Annotated in this window: 9 protein-coding genes; 5 read left to right on the top strand and 4 right to left on the bottom strand. The window is 67.6% G+C overall.

Annotated features, from left to right (window positions below; genetic code table 11):
- Positions 1 to 28: 28 nt before the first annotated feature.
- Genes amaB through nei2 form a run of 4 tightly spaced genes read left to right on the top strand, consistent with a single transcriptional unit; the run spans position 29 to position 7,686 of the window.
- Positions 29 to 1,543, top strand: a complete 1,515-nt coding sequence (amaB, locus tag MPSD_RS06935) for an L-piperidine-6-carboxylate dehydrogenase (RefSeq protein ID WP_020727300.1) — start codon at positions 29 to 31, stop codon at positions 1,541 to 1,543.
- A gap of 48 nt (positions 1,544 to 1,591) precedes the next feature.
- Positions 1,592 to 2,266 (top strand): TetR/AcrR family transcriptional regulator, encoded by a 675-nt coding sequence (locus tag MPSD_RS06930; protein WP_020788410.1) that lies wholly within the window; start codon positions 1,592 to 1,594, stop codon positions 2,264 to 2,266.
- Positions 2,267 to 2,298: 32 nt separating this feature from the next.
- On the top strand, positions 2,299 to 6,918 hold the full coding sequence (locus MPSD_RS06925) for an ATP-dependent helicase (protein ID WP_020788411.1): 4,620 nt from the start codon (positions 2,299 to 2,301) through the stop codon (positions 6,916 to 6,918).
- 3 nt (positions 6,919 to 6,921) lie between these two features.
- Positions 6,922 to 7,686: an endonuclease VIII Nei2 gene (gene nei2 / locus MPSD_RS06920; protein ID WP_036426867.1), complete on the top strand. Its 765-nt coding sequence runs from the start codon at positions 6,922 to 6,924 to the stop codon at positions 7,684 to 7,686.
- Between the two features lie 14 nt (positions 7,687 to 7,700).
- On the opposite strand, the gene MPSD_RS06915 is transcribed toward nei2, so the two are convergent.
- The 3 genes from MPSD_RS06915 to pstS all read right to left on the bottom strand — a co-directional run bounded on the left by MPSD_RS06915 (position 7,701) and on the right by pstS (position 10,999).
- Positions 7,701 to 8,618 (bottom strand): CE1 family esterase, encoded by a 918-nt coding sequence (locus MPSD_RS06915; protein ID WP_012393114.1) that lies wholly within the window; start codon positions 8,616 to 8,618, stop codon positions 7,701 to 7,703.
- 52 nt (positions 8,619 to 8,670) lie between these two features.
- On the bottom strand, positions 8,671 to 9,801 hold the full coding sequence (locus tag MPSD_RS06910) for a PPE family protein (RefSeq protein ID WP_020788413.1): 1,131 nt from the start codon (positions 9,799 to 9,801) through the stop codon (positions 8,671 to 8,673).
- A gap of 85 nt (positions 9,802 to 9,886) precedes the next feature.
- Positions 9,887 to 10,999, bottom strand: a complete 1,113-nt coding sequence (gene pstS, locus MPSD_RS06905; protein WP_036427483.1) for a phosphate ABC transporter substrate-binding protein PstS — start codon at positions 10,997 to 10,999, stop codon at positions 9,887 to 9,889.
- A gap of 260 nt (positions 11,000 to 11,259) precedes the next feature.
- Between pstS and MPSD_RS06900 the strand changes: the two genes are divergently transcribed.
- The gene (locus MPSD_RS06900; protein ID WP_086084685.1) at positions 11,260 to 11,580 is read left to right on the top strand and encodes a DUF732 domain-containing protein; all 321 of its coding nucleotides are present in this window, start codon (positions 11,260 to 11,262) and stop codon (positions 11,578 to 11,580) included.
- A gap of 21 nt (positions 11,581 to 11,601) precedes the next feature.
- Here MPSD_RS06900 and MPSD_RS06895 read toward each other — a convergent pair whose 3' ends face one another.
- The gene (locus MPSD_RS06895) at positions 11,602 to 14,505 is read right to left on the bottom strand and encodes an arylsulfatase (protein ID WP_020788415.1); all 2,904 of its coding nucleotides are present in this window, start codon (positions 14,503 to 14,505) and stop codon (positions 11,602 to 11,604) included.
- Positions 14,506 to 14,512 lie beyond the last annotated feature (7 nt).

The raw sequence follows: 14,512 nt of genomic DNA, 5'->3' as shown, positions 1-14,512 counted from the left end.
AAACAGTGAAAAGGAGCGAGCGGGGCCAATGACCCACTCAGATGAGCTACGTAACCGGGTACGCAAGGCGTTCGAGGCGATCGGCGTGACCGCCAGCCTCGACGAGCCGGGCGGACACGGGATGCCGTCGAGCACGCCTATCACCTGCGAGACGCTGTTCACCCTGACCGCCACCACTGCCGAACAGACCGAGCGCAGCATCGCCGACGCGCAGGCCGCGTTCACCCAATGGCGAAGCACGCCGGCGCCGGTGCGCGGCGCATTGGTGGCCCGCCTCGGTGAGTTGATCAGCGCACACAAGCACGACCTGGCCGAGCTGGTGACGATCGAAGTCGGCAAGACCGGCTCCGAGGCGCTGGGCGAAGTGCAGGAAATGATCGATATCTGCGAGTTCGCGGTCGGCCTGTCCCGCCAGCTCTACGGTCTCACCATCGCCTCCGAGCGCCCCGGGCACCGGCTCATGGAGACCTGGCATCCGCTCGGTGTGGTCGGCGTGATCACCGCGTTCAACTTCCCGGTTGCGGTTTGGGCATGGAACACCGCGGTGGCGCTGGTGTGCGGCGACACCGTGCTGTGGAAGCCCTCGGAGCTGGCGCCATTGACGGCGCTGGCCTGCCAGGCACTGCTGACCCGGGCCGCGGCCGACGTCGGCGCGCCGCCGTCGGTGGGCGCTGTGGTGCTGGGTGGGGCCGAGCTGGGCGAACAACTCGTCGATGACCCGCGCATCGCGTTGCTGTCCGCGACGGGTTCGGTGCGCATGGGCCAGCAGGTGGGGCCCCGGGTCGCCCGGCGATTCGGCCGGGTACTGCTGGAACTGGGCGGCAACAACGCGGTCATTGTGACGCCATCGGCCGACCTGGACCTGGCGGTGCGGGGCATCGTGTTCGCCGCCGCCGGTACCGCCGGGCAGCGCTGCACCAGCCTGCGCCGCCTGATCGTGCACAGCTCCGTGGCCGACGATGTGGTGGCGCGCGTCGTCGCCGCCTGCCGCACGCTGCCCGTCGGCGACCCGTGCGATCCGGCGACCCTGATCGGCCCGCTGATCCATGAGACCGCCTACCGCGACATGCTGGGCGCGCTGGACCAGGCGCGCGCCGAGGGCGGCGAGGTGATCGACCCCAACCCGCGCCGCGACGGCCCCGCGGGCGGCTATTACGTCGCACCGGCGGTGGTCCGGATGCCGGCGCAGACCGCCATTGTGGCGACCGAAACCTTCGCCCCCATCCTCTATGTCCTCACCTACGACGATCTAGATGACGCGATCGCGCTCAACAATGCTGTACCGCAGGGACTCTCGTCGGCGATCTTCACCAACGACCTGCGTGAGGCCGAGCGCTTCCTGGCCGCATCCGACTGCGGGATCGCCAACGTCAACATCGGGACATCGGGCGCGGAGATCGGCGGGGCGTTCGGCGGCGAGAAGCAGACCGGCGGCGGCCGCGAGTCCGGTTCGGATGCCTGGAAGGCGTATATGCGCCGCGCCACCAACACCATCAACTACTCCACCGAGCTGCCGCTGGCCCAGGGCGTCCAGTTTGGGTGAGCCTGCGCGCTAGCGGAGGGCGTTGGCCGCGTGAGTAGTATCTTCCCCATGGCGACAGCCAGAAGGCGGTTATCCCCCGAGGATCGACGCGCTGAACTGCTCGCCCTGGGGGCGGAAGTTTTCGGCAAGCGACCTTACGACGAGGTCCGCATCGATGAGATTGCGGAGCGCGCCGGGGCTTCGCGCGCGCTGATGTATCACTACTTCCCGGACAAACGGGCGTTCTTCGCGGCGGTCGTCAAGGACGAGGCGGATCGGCTCTACGAGGCCACCAGCATCGAGTCCCCCGTCGGAATGACGATGTTCGAGGAGATCCGCCTCGGCGTGTTGGCCTACATGGCCTACCACCAACACAACCCGGAGGCCGCCTGGGCCGCCTACGTGGGCCTGGGACGCTCCGATCCGGTTCTGCTGGGCATCGATGACGAGGCCAAGAACCGCCAGATGGAACACATCATGACCCGGATCGGCCAAGTCGTGAGCGGCATTCCGGGCAGCACCGCGCTGGACCAGCATGTCGAGCGTGACCTGCGGGTGATCATCTACGGCTGGTTGGCGTTCACCTTCGAAATCTGCCGCCAGCGGATCATGGACCCCGGCACCGACGCCGACCGCCTCGCCGACGCCTGTGCCCACACGCTGCTGGACTCGATCGCGCGGGTGCCCGAGATTCCCGGCGAGCTCGCCGAGGCGATGGCGACCGCCCGACACACGCCGCAATAGTTTTTGTCGGTGCCCGTTGGCACCATGGCTAGGTGAGCACCGCGCGCCCCGAACCCCTGGGCCCCGAACCCCTGGGGCGGTTCAGCGCGATCACTCGCGAATGGTTCACCAACACCTTCGCCGCGCCCACCCCAGCACAGGCCAGCGCCTGGGCCGCCATCGCGGCCGGCGACAACACGTTGGTGATCGCCCCGACCGGCTCGGGTAAGACGCTCGCCGCGTTCCTGTGGGCCCTGGACAGCCTGGCCCGTTGCCCCGACCGCACGGCCGGCACCCGGGTGCTCTACGTATCGCCGCTGAAGGCCCTGGCGGTCGATGTGGAGCGCAACCTGCGCACGCCGCTGGCCGGGCTCACCCGGCTTGCCGAACGCCGGGGTCTGCCCCCACCGCAGATCAGCGTCGGGGTCCGCTCCGGGGACACACCGCCGGCGGTGCGCCGCCAACTCATCACGCGACCGCCCGACGTGCTGATCACCACCCCGGAGTCGCTGTTTCTGATGTTGACCTCGGCCGCACGCGAGACGTTGGCCGGGGTGCAGACCGTCATCGTCGACGAGATCCACGCGATCGCGGCCACCAAGCGCGGAGCGCACCTGGCGCTATCCCTGGAGCGACTCGACCAACTGGCCCCCGATCGCCGCGTCGGGCCCCCCGCGCAGCGCATCGGGCTATCGGCGACCGTACGACCGCCCGAGGAACTCGCCCGGTTCCTGTCCGGATCGGCGCCGACCACCATCGTCGCCCCGCATTCGGCCAAGACCTTCGACCTCGCGGTGCAGGTTCCGGTGGCTGACATGGCCAACTTGGCGAACAACACCATCTGGCCCGATGTGGAGTCTCGGTTGGTCGACCTCATCGAGTCGCACAACTCGACCATCGTGTTTGCCAATTCGCGGCGACTAGCCGAACGGCTCACCGCACGGCTCAACGAGATTCACGCGGAGCGGTCCGGCATGACGCTCCCGTCGGAGGCCAACACGCAGGTCGCCGGCGGCGCCCCGGCCCAGATCATGGCCAGTGGGCAGACCTTCGGCGCTGCGCCCCTGCTGGCCCGGGCCCACCACGGTTCGGTCAGCAAGGAACAGCGCGCCCAGGTCGAGGAGGACCTCAAACGCGGAGCGCTCAAGGCGGTGGTGGCAACCTCGAGCCTGGAACTCGGGATCGACATGGGGGCTGTCGATCTGGTGATTCAGGTGGAAGCACCGCCGTCGGTGGCCAGCGGCCTGCAACGCATCGGGCGGGCCGGCCACCAGGTCGGCGAGGTTTCCCGCGGGGTGCTGTTCCCCAAGCACCGCACCGACCTACTCGGCTGCGCGATCAGCGTGCAGCGCATGCGCACCGGCCAGATCGAGACCATGCGGGTGCCGGCCAACCCGCTGGACATCCTGGCCCAGCACACGGTCGCCGCCGCCGCCCTGGAGCCGCTCGACGCCGATCAATGGTTCGACACCGTGCGCCGCAGCGCTTCCTTCGCCACCCTGCCGCGCAGCGTCTTCGAGGCCACGCTGGATCTGCTGTCGGGCAAGTATCCGTCCACCGAATTCGCCGAGTTGCGCCCACGACTGGTCTACGACCGCGGAACCGGAACGCTGACCGCACGCCCCGGGGCGCAGCGCCTGGCCGTCACCTCCGGCGGCGCCATCCCCGACCGCGGCCTGTTCACCGTCTACCTGGCCAGCGAAGCGGAAAAGCCCTCTCGGGTAGGCGAACTCGACGAGGAGATGGTCTACGAGTCCCGGCCGGGTGACGTGATCTCGCTGGGTGCCACCAGCTGGAGAATCACCGAGATCACCCACGACCGGGTGCTGGTGATACCCGCTCCGGGCGAACCCGCTCGGCTGCCCTTCTGGCGCGGTGACGATGTCGGCCGCCCCGCCGAACTGGGCGCCGCACTGGGCGCGCTCACCGGCGAGTTGGCCCGGCTAGACCGCGCGGAATTTGACAAGCGTTGTGCGGGGTTGGGTTTCGACGATTTCGCGACGGACAACCTGTGGGGACTGCTCGACGACCAGAAGACCGCGACCCGGGTGGTACCCACCGACACCACGCTGCTGGTCGAGCGCTTCCGCGACGAGCTCGGCGACTGGCGGGTAATCCTGCACTCGCCCTACGGCCTGCGGGTGCACGGCCCACTAGCGCTGGCAGTCGGCCGGCGACTGCGTGATCGCTACGGCCTCGACGAGAAGCCAACGGCCTCCGATGACGGCATCGTGGTTCGATTGCCCGACACCATTTCCGACACCGGCACCGAAACGCCCCCGGGTGCCGAGCTGTTCCTTTTCGACGCCGACGAGATCGACGCGATCGTGACCGCCGAAGTGGGCGCTTCGGCGTTGTTCGCCTCCCGATTCCGGGAGTCGGCGGCCCGGGCGCTGCTGCTCCCCCGCCGCCATCCCGGCCGCCGGTCACCGTTGTGGCACCAGCGCCAGCGCGCCGCGCAGCTGCTGGATGTGGCGCGCAAGTACCCCGACTTCCCGATGGTGCTGGAAACGGTGCGCGAGTGTCTGCAGGATGTCTATGACGTTCCGACGCTGACCACCCTGATGACCGACATCGCCCAGCGTCGGGTTCGGGTGGCCGAGACCGAAACCACCAAGCCCTCGCCGTTCGCGGCGTCGCTGCTGTTCGGCTACGTCGGCGCGTTCATGTACGAGGGCGATGTGCCGCTGGCCGAGCGCCGCGCCGCGGCACTGTCACTGGACAGCACGCTGCTGGCCGAGTTGCTCGGCCGCGTCGAGCTGCGCGAGCTGCTGGACCCCGAGGTGATCGCCGCGACCGGCGGCCAATTGCAGCACCTGTGCGCCGATCGGGCCGCCCGCGACGCGGAAGGGGTGGCGGATCTGCTGCGGCTGCTGGGTCCACTAACCGAGGACGAGGTCGCGGCGCGGTCCGACACCACCGGCGGCACCGACATCGGCGGCTGGCTAGAGGGCCTGCGTGCCGCGCGGCGCGCGCTGGAGGTGTCCTACGCGGGCCACAGTTGGTGGGTGGCTGTCGAGGACATCGGCCGGCTGCGCGACGGCGTCGGCGCGGCGGTTCCGGTGGGCTTACCGGCCGCCTTTACCGAGGCGGTGGCCGACCCGTTGGCCGAGCTGCTGGGCCGCTATGCACGCACCCACCCGCCGTTCACCACCGCCGAGGCCGCGGGCAGGTTCGGCTTGGGGCTGCGGGTGACCGCCGATGTACTGGGCCGGCTGGCCAGCGACGGGCGCTTGGTGCGTGGCGATTTCGTCGCCACCGGGGTCTTTGGCGGCGCGGGGTCCGAGCAGTGGTGCGATGCCGAGGTATTGCGCATCTTGCGGCGCCGTTCGTTGGCCGCGCTGCGGGCCCAGGTTGAGCCGGTCAGCACCGCTGCCTACGGACGTTTCCTACCGGAGTGGCACCAGGTGGGCGGCGCCGACTCGGGCCACGGCGGCATTGACCGGCTGGCATCGGTGATCGATCAGCTCGCCGGCGTGCGGATCCCCGCGTCCGCGCTGGAACCGCTGGTGCTGGCCCCGCGGGTGCGCGACTATTCCCCGGCGATACTCGACGAGCTGCTTGCCACCGGCGAAGTCACCTGGGCGGGCGCCGGATCCATTTCGGGCAGTGACGGTTGGGTGACGCTGCACCTTGCCGATTCGGCTCCGTTGACCCTGGCCGCACCCGCCGAGATCGAGTTCGGCGAAGCCCACCGGGCGATCCTGGACACGCTGGCCGGCGGAGGTGCCTACTTCTTCCGCCAGCTCATCGGCGACATACCGGATGAGGCGGCGATCAAGGCCGCCCTGTGGGAACTGATCTGGGCCGGCCGGGTCTGCGGCGACACGTTCGTGCCGGTGCGGGCATTGCTCGGTGGCGGCGGCCCGGGGAGCCGAAAACGCTCCGCCCCCGCGCATCGCGGACACCGCCCACCCCGGCTCAGCCGATACAGCGTCGCCCATGCCCAGCCCCGTTCCGTCGACCCGACCGTGGCCGGCCGCTGGTCGCTGCTGCCGCCGCCGGAGCCGGACTCGACGGTGCGGGCCCACTACCAAGCCGAGCTGCTGCTGAACCGACACGGTGTGCTGACCAAGGGTGCGGTGGCCTCCGAAGGTGTTCCGGGCGGATTCGCGACCCTCTACAAGGTGTTGAGCGCGTTTGAGGATGCCGGGCGATGCCAACGCGGCTACTTCGTCGAGTCGCTCGGTGGTGCGCAATTCGCCGTCGCGGCCACCGTCGACAGATTACGCAGCTACCTCGACGATCCGAGCGCTTTCACCGACAGCCGGCGTCCGCAATATCAGGCCGTGCTGCTGGCCGCCGCCGACCCGGCCAACCCCTATGGCGCCGCGCTGCCGTGGCCCACTTCGGACGACGACGGTTCCAACGTCGGGGCCCGCCCAGGCCGCAAGGCCGGGGCACTGGTCGTGCTGGTGGATGGCGCCCTGGCCTGGTTCCTCGAACGAGGCGGGCGAACGCTGCTGACCTTCACCGACGACCCCGAGGCCAACGCTGCGGCGGCCATCGCGCTGGCCGACCTGGTCGCCACCCGGCGGGTCGGGTCACTATTGGTCGAGCGAATCAACGGAGTGCCGGTGCTACAGGCCGGGGCCGGCCAGGCGAGCCTGGCGGTCACCGCCCTGGCCGATGCCGGCTTCCTACGCACGCCTCGCGGTCTGCGGCTTCGGTGAGCCATCCCCGAGGGTGACACCGTCTGGCACACCGCAGCCAGGCTGCGTCAATACCTGGCCGGAAAAACGCTGACCCGCTGTGATATTCGGGTGCCGCGGTTCGCGACCGTGGACCTGACCGGGCAAGTGGTGGAGGAGGTGCAAAGCCGCGGCAAGCATCTGTTCATCCGGACCGCTCTGGTCAGCATTCACTCCCATCTGAAGATGGACGGCAGCTGGCGAGTCGGCGACCGGCCGCCGCGGGTAGACCACCACGCACGAATCATCCTGGAAGCCAACGATATCCGGGCAGTGGGCGTTGACCTGGGCGTGCTGGAGCTGCTGGAGCGCGACAACGAGGGCGCCGTCGTCGCGCATCTGGGGCCCGATCTGCTGGGTGAGGACTGGGATCCACACATCGCGGCCGCCAACCTGGCCGCCGACCCGCATCGTTGCATCGCCGAGGCACTGCTCGATCAACGGGTGCTGGCCGGGATCGGCAACATTTACTGCAACGAGCTGTGCTTCGTCAGCGGACACCTGCCAACCGCGCCGGTCAGCGACGTTGCCAAGCCGCTGCGCCTGGTTACCCGCGCTCGAGAAATGCTGTGGGCCAACCGGCTGCGCTGGAACCGCACCACCACCGGCGACACCCGCGCCGGTCGGCAGTTGTGGGTCTACGGCAGGGCCGGTCAGCCATGCCGGCGCTGCGCGACCGGCATCGAGCGCCAAGGGCCTGACGGCTCCAGCGAGCGGGTGCGGTACTGGTGCCCGGCCTGCCAACGCTGAGCCGGCGATCCCAGCTACTCGCGGGCGTGGGTCACGAAGAATTGGACAATCGCCTCCGACCCGTCGAATGCGCGGGTGGTGGCCCCGATGACCGGCTTGGGCAGGTACTGCCTGCTGCCCGGCCAGGTGTGCCCGCCGTTGCCGATCTGGTAGAAGATCACTTCCGTGCCGGGGGCGCACGCGGTGGAATCGAAGCGCAGCACCACCGTTGAATCCCCGGCTTCGGGCAACTCTGCTACCGCTGGTTTGCCTTGGCACTCATCGACTGCCCGCCAGCGCTCGATCATGCTCGCGGCCGAGATGGCGCGGCTGAGCCCGCCGCGCCCGCGCACCTTGCCTCCCTTGAAGGGCACCACCCGATCTGCGGTACCGTGCGCCGCCAACACCGACACCGGGCGGGACGGATTGCACGGCACACCCACGCCCAGCGTGCCGGCGATCGGAGCGATCGCCGCGAATACGTCCGCGCGGTCACACGCCAGGCGGTTGGACATGAATCCCCCGTTGGACATCCCGGTGGCGAAGACGTGCCCGGCCGGCACCCCAAAGTCCTTCTGTACCTTGCCCACTAGGGCCACCAGGAAGCCGATGTCATCGAGGTGGCGCCGGTCGGCCGGTGCGGCCCCCCGCCCGTCGGCCCAGCTCTTGTCGTAGCCGTTGGGATACACCACCAGCAAGTTGTTCGCGTCGGCCGCGGAGTCGAAGTCGGTGAGGCGTTGCTGTCCGGCGCCGCTGGAGCCGCCACCGTGCAGATTGAGTACCAGCCCAGTCGGCGGACCGGGCGGCACGTGCAGGATGTAGGTCCGCTTGAGACCGCCGAACGCAAACATTCCGGCCTCGTTTCGCGCGCGGGGCACCGAGGTTTGTTGTTCACCGCACCCCACCAGGCATAGCGCCAGAACCAGCAGTGATAGCCAGCGCACCCCGAGCATGACGCAAAGTTACCGACCGCTGCCCCAACGTGCTTGACGGCCTCCCCGCCGTTCAGCCCGCCGATGGCGGTCGGGGCATGAACGTCCCCTTGAGTTCCAGGCCGTATTCGAGGTCTTCGTACTTCTGCTGCTTGCGCTTGCGCCAACCGCTGCCCGCCGAGATCGGCGGTGGCATCAGCGGTGGCAGCATCGGAAACCCGGACTCCGCGGTCCCGAGCGGTGATGCCACCGACGCGAGTTGCACCGGCGTCTGGGCGGCTGGCAACAGCCCGGCCGCAGCGGGTGGTGCGGTGAGGTTGCCTATCGGCATGCCGACCCCCAACGCGGCCGTCGGCGCCGCCGCGGCGCCGACACCTTCCACAGCGCTGGACAAGGTGGCCGCCGACTCCCCCAGCGCCGACTCACCTTCCGACAGTCCCTCGGCGATGTCGGGGGCCACCGACGTCAACGCCTGCGCCGAGGTGTTCTGCGCCAGGTAGCTGAGCAGGTTGACCGGAAAACCGGACGACACAAATTGATTGGCATAGGTGTTGGCCAATCCAAACCAGCCGCTGTTGGGATCGATAGAGGTCAGCGACTGCAATACATCAAGCGGGGAGGCGGCCGCAACGGGAGCCGCGGCCGCCGCGGCCACGTTGGCTCGAGTGGCCGGGCCGGTCAGATCGGGCGTCGACAGCGGCGAAGAGAACTGCGGTAATGCGACAGCTTGTACCGAGGCCGCCTCGTAGCGACACATGGCCGCAGAGTTGTTCACCCACATGCCCTCGTACTGGGCTTCGGTCTCGGCGATGGCCGCAAGGTTTCGGCCCAGTCGGTTGGTGGCCAACAACTGCGCCAGCGCAATCCGGTTGGCCCTGACCTCCGAGGGGTGCACCACGGTCGCCAGCGTGGAGCCAAATGCGGCCGCGGCGACCTGCGCCGATGCCGCCAGTTGCGGGCACTGTTGGGCAGTGGCTCGCAGCCAGGTGAGATACGGGCTGATGGCCCCAACCATCGCCGCCGAGGACGGGCCGCGCCAGACATCGGTCAACACGGACAACACCGGATCGTGAGCGCGAACGGATTCCTCCAAATCGGCGCCCAGCCGCTGCCACGCATCGGCGGCCTCAATCAGTGATTCGGGACCGGGCCCCGAGTGGATCAACGCCGAGGTCATCTCCGGGGGCATCGCGATGAAGTCCATGACATCACCTTGACTACGCGAGAAAATTTTCCGGAACATCGCGTTGACGACGGCGGGAAATGCCTTGGAACATTGCGCGTCACCGTCAGGCGATGGCACTGACGGCGCGCGACAATCGCGACTTGAATTCGTCGGGAATCGGCACGTATCCGGTGCCCGCAAGGGCATTCTGGCCGGCACCGACCGAGCTCTGCAGAAACGCTTTGACAGCCATTGCGACCTGCGCATCGGGGTACTTCGAGCACACGATCTCATAGGTCGCCAGCACGATCGGGTAAGCGCCCGGTTGGTTTGGCCGGTAGAACGAGAGGGTATCGAAAGCCAGATCGTTGTCCTCCCCGACAAACCAGGCAGCCGAAATCGTCTTTCCCACCGACTCTTCGCTGATCGCTACCGGAGCGGGCCCGGCCGAGGTGATGATCTTGGCCATGTCGAGATGCTGCTCACGAGCGAACGACCATTCCACATAGCTGATCGCTCCTTCGGTGCTGCTGACGACGGCGGCGGCGCCGGCGTTGCCCTTGGCGCCCTCCCCCACGCCGCCGTTGAAATGCTTGCCGGCACGCTTGCCCCACCCACCGTTGGAAGCGCTATCGAGGTATCGCTGGAAGTTGTCCGTGGTGCCGGACCCGTCGCTGCGGAAGACGACGCGAATGGGTTCGGTGGGCAGGTCGGCGCCCGGATTGAGTGCTTCGATCGCGGGATCGTGCCAGTTGGTGATGCTGCCGTTGAAGATCCTGGCCGCGGTGGGGCCGTCCAGGTTCAGCGATGTCAGACCGTTGACCCGGTAGGCGATGGCAATCGGGCCGAACACCAGTGGCAGATTCCAGACGGGCGAGCCGCAGCGTTGCTCGGCCTGGGTGTGCTCGTCGCTGTTCAGCGGCGAATCCGAGCCCCCGAAATCGGTCTGGCCGCGGATGAATTCGCTAATCCCGGCGCTTGAGCCGTTGGCCGTGTAGTTCAACGACTGACCGGGGCAGGCTTGCTCGAAGGAACGGACAAACCGGATCATGGCGTTTTCCTGGGCGGTGGAACCACTGGCCGCCAGAGTCCGCTTGCCGCCGCAGGTCACTTGCGCCGAAGTGGTTCCCGGCGCCGCGCTTTTGCCGGCGACGTTGTTGTCACCCGAACATCCCGAAAGTATCGATGCGCCGAGGGCCAATACACTCACCGCGGCGCCAAATCGATTGAATCTCACTTCAATTCCTTGCAACGATGAAATGATCGCCGTCGGCATGGTCGCGGCCAGCCAGACGCATCGTAACAAGATCTCCGATGCAAAGATCGGCTCCGGCGAAGCCGCAACAGGGCCGCATTCGCAAATTCAGCCACAGTTTGCGACCGGTACACGCTCCCGAAAGACGGCCGACATCACCGCGCCCGGATGGCCAACTACAACCTGTTGCGGGTATGGCGGCCGAGGGCCGAAGGGCTCTTCTCGGCGGGGAGGTTCCAGCAATGAGGAGCAGCAGAACGCGTGCCCTGGTCTTGGTGGTCGCGCTGGTCGGGCTCACGGAGTTGGCCACCGCGACCGCGCACGCCGATGCGGTGGATGACGCCTTCTTGAACGCCGTGAGGTCCCACGGCATCAACTTCGCATCGCCACAAGCCGCGATCATGGCCGGTCACCAGGTGTGCAATGCGCTCGATTCCGGCAGGCAGAAGTCCGATGTCGCTGGTGACGTGGCGGCCAGCAGCAGCCTGGACGGCTACCGTGCCGGCTACTTCGTCGGCGTGAACATTGCCGCGTACTGCCCCAGGCATCACTCCCAGGCCTAAGCGTCGGGCGAGCGTCTCGGGCTAGCCGGCAGCACCCTGACCCACGGCTTGGATCGAGGCATGCTCATGCAACGCCTTCTCCGCGTCAGGATGGACGGGTTTGAGGTCGAAGACGACCTCTTTTACCGTGCCGCTGAACATGTACAGCGCCTTGTCCTCGTAGTCCCGGTCGACGACCAGACCGTTGTCGCGACCGACATCCAGCCCGGCATAGGACGTGAAGGCCAGCGTCACGGTTTGCGGCAACTCGCCCTCGCCGATCAGACGGTCGTTGGCCCACAACGTCACCCGGCCACCGGAGCCGACCACGGGCGCTTCGGATTCGAACAACATCCGGACCGTGACATCGCCGGTGGGGACGGGTTCGGTGGACACCTGCCGGTAGGTCTCGATGCCGAGGAACGAATAGGTGTGGTGCAACCGCCGCTGTTCGTCTACCCATAACGCGAACCCACCCATGAAGTCGGCGTTGGCCACGATCACTCCTTCGGCACCGCCATCGGGGATGTGCAGCCGTGCTTCGATCGCGTAGGAGCGCCCGAAGACGCGCGGCACCATGCCACGCTGGATGTTCTGCACGCCGCCCTGGAAGGCGAACCGGGTGATGGTGGGCAGCGGCGGTAGCTCGCCGTACATCACCGCGAGCCCGCCCAGCAGCGGCAGCACCCGATTGCGTTCGGCTTCCTGCCACCACAGCTCACGTAGCTCGGCCAGTTTGTCCGGATGCTCGGCCGCCACATTTCTGGCCTGAGAGAAATCGTCGGGCAGGTAGTAGAGCTCCCAGACATCCTTCTCCGGGTCGTAGTTGCCGGGCGAAAAGCGCGCCATGGTCTGCGGAGACAGGTCCCACGGCGCCTTGTCCAGCCGGGCACACGCCCACCAGCCGTCCTGGTAGATGGAGCGGCTGCCGAAGTTTTCGAAGTACTGCACGGTATGACGTTCTTCGGCCTGCGCGTCATCGAAGGTGTGCACGAAGCTGGTGCCGTCCATCGGTTCCTGCTCGAAGCCATCGACACTGGTGGGCTCCGGTAAGCCGATGGCCTGCAACACAGTTGGCGCGATATCGATGCAGTGGGTGAACTGGCTTCGAATACCGCCTTCGCGCGGGATCCGGCTGGGCCAGCAGACCACCATCGGGCCCCGGGTGCCGCCGAGGTGGCTGGCCATCTGCTTGCCCCACTGGAACGGCGTGTTGTTGGCGTGCGCCCACGCGCTGGCGAAATGCGGTGCGGTGAACTCGTCGCCGAGCGCCTCGATGCCACCGTATTGTTCGATGAGCTCCAGCTGCCGCTCGGCATCGAGATCCAGGCCGTTGAGGAACGTCATCTCGTTGAACGATCCGGTGTTGGCGCCCTCCATGCTGGCGCCGTTGTCGCCCCAGATGTAGAAGACCAGCGTGTTGTCCGATTCACCGAGACCGTCGATCGCGTCGAGCAGCCTGCCCACGTTCCAGTCCGCGTTCTCGGAGAACCCGGCGAACACTTCCATCTGTCGGGCGAAGAGCTTCTGTTGCGCCTCCGACAAGCTGTCCCAGGCCGGGAACAGGTCGGGACGCTCGGTCAGTTCGGCGTCGGGCGGAATGATCCCGAGCTCCTTCTGGCGCTCGAATGTCTTTTGCCGATACACATCCCAGCCCTCGTCGAACTGGCCCTGGTATTTGTCGGCCCACTCTTTGAACACGTGGTGCGGTGCATGTGTGGCGCCGGTCGAGTAGTACAACAGCCACGGCTTGGTCGCGTTCTGCGCCCGTACGGTGTGCAGCCACTCGATGGCCTTGTCGGTGAGGTCGTCGGGGAAGAAATAGGGCTTCCCGTCGTCCCCCTGCGGTATGCCCAGCACGGAGTTGTCCTGGGTGATGATCGGGTCATACTGGCCGGCCGCACCCGACGGGAATCCCCAGAAATGGTCAAACCCCCAACCCAGCGGCCAGTTGTCGAATGGACCCGCCGCTCCCTGAACGTTGTCCGGGGTCAGATGCCATTTACCGAAAGCGCCGGTCACATAACCGTTGTCGCGCAGGATACGCGGTAGCGCTGCGCAGCTGCGCGGCTTGACCGTCGAATAGCCGGGGTAGGGGCCGGGCAACTCGCACACCGATCCAAAGCCGACCCGGTGATGGTTGCGGCCGGTCAGTAGCGCGGCACGAGTCGGCGAGCAGATCGCGGTGAGATGAAAGCGGTTGTAGGCCAGACCATTGTTCGCCACCCGCGACAGCGTCGGAGTTCTGATGCCGCCTCCGAAGGTATCCGGTCCCCCGAATCCGGCGTCGTCGATGAGCACGATGAGCACGTTGGGTGCATCGTCGGGGGCGTTGGCGCCCGCGACGATCGTCCAGTCGCCGACCGACTCCGCCATGGTGCGGCCGATGGTGCCACCGAAGCTGCGCTGCGGGATCGGCAGTTTGGTGCGGTCCGGATTGAACTTGCCCATCGCTTCCTGCAGCGCCGCACCCAGGCTCCGCATCGTCGACCGGCTCAATTCGGCAACCGATTTCATCGGCGAGCCCGACAACGTCTGCTCCACCGGCAACCGGCCCTGCGCCGGCGTCACGGCGATGACCACCGCGCTGCCCGCCGACAACGCCTGCCCGATCTTGTCGGCCAGGCCGCTCTTGACCCGGTGCTGGATGAAGGTGCCCGCCAGCGCGCCGGCCGCCGCACCCACCGCCGTCGACGCCAGCAGCGCCGGCGAGAAGACGCCGACCGCCAGCCCCGCGCCGGCCCCCCAGGCGGCACCACGGCGGCCGAGACGGTTGCCGGTATCGATCAGGACGGGATTGCCCTCATTGTCCTTGCCGACCAGCACCGCGCCTTGCAGCGGCAGAGTCTTGGCGTTGGCCCGACCGGTCAGATTCTCGAAATCGTGTTGAGCCGCATCCAGATCCTGGTACCCGGCGACGATGACCAGTGTGTTTTCTTCACTCATGAGGCAC

The organism is Mycobacterium pseudoshottsii JCM 15466 (assembly GCF_003584745.1).
Lineage (GTDB): Bacteria > Actinomycetota > Actinomycetes > Mycobacteriales > Mycobacteriaceae > Mycobacterium > Mycobacterium marinum.
This window is presented reverse-complemented; position numbering and strand designations above follow the sequence as displayed.

Coding starts and splice junctions, on each gene's coding strand:
- amaB (WP_020727300.1), top strand. CDS start 29: ATGACCCACTCAGATGAGCTACGTAACCGGGTACGCAAGGCGTTCGAG.
- MPSD_RS06930 (WP_020788410.1), top strand. CDS start 1,592: ATGGCGACAGCCAGAAGGCGGTTATCCCCCGAGGATCGACGCGCTGAA.
- MPSD_RS06915 (WP_012393114.1), bottom strand. CDS start 8,618: ATGCTCGGGGTGCGCTGGCTATCACTGCTGGTTCTGGCGCTATGCCTG.
- MPSD_RS06910 (WP_020788413.1), bottom strand. CDS start 9,801: ATGGACTTCATCGCGATGCCCCCGGAGATGACCTCGGCGTTGATCCAC.
- MPSD_RS06900 (WP_086084685.1), top strand. CDS start 11,260: ATGAGGAGCAGCAGAACGCGTGCCCTGGTCTTGGTGGTCGCGCTGGTC.
- MPSD_RS06895 (WP_020788415.1), bottom strand. CDS start 14,505: ATGAGTGAAGAAAACACACTGGTCATCGTCGCCGGGTACCAGGATCTG.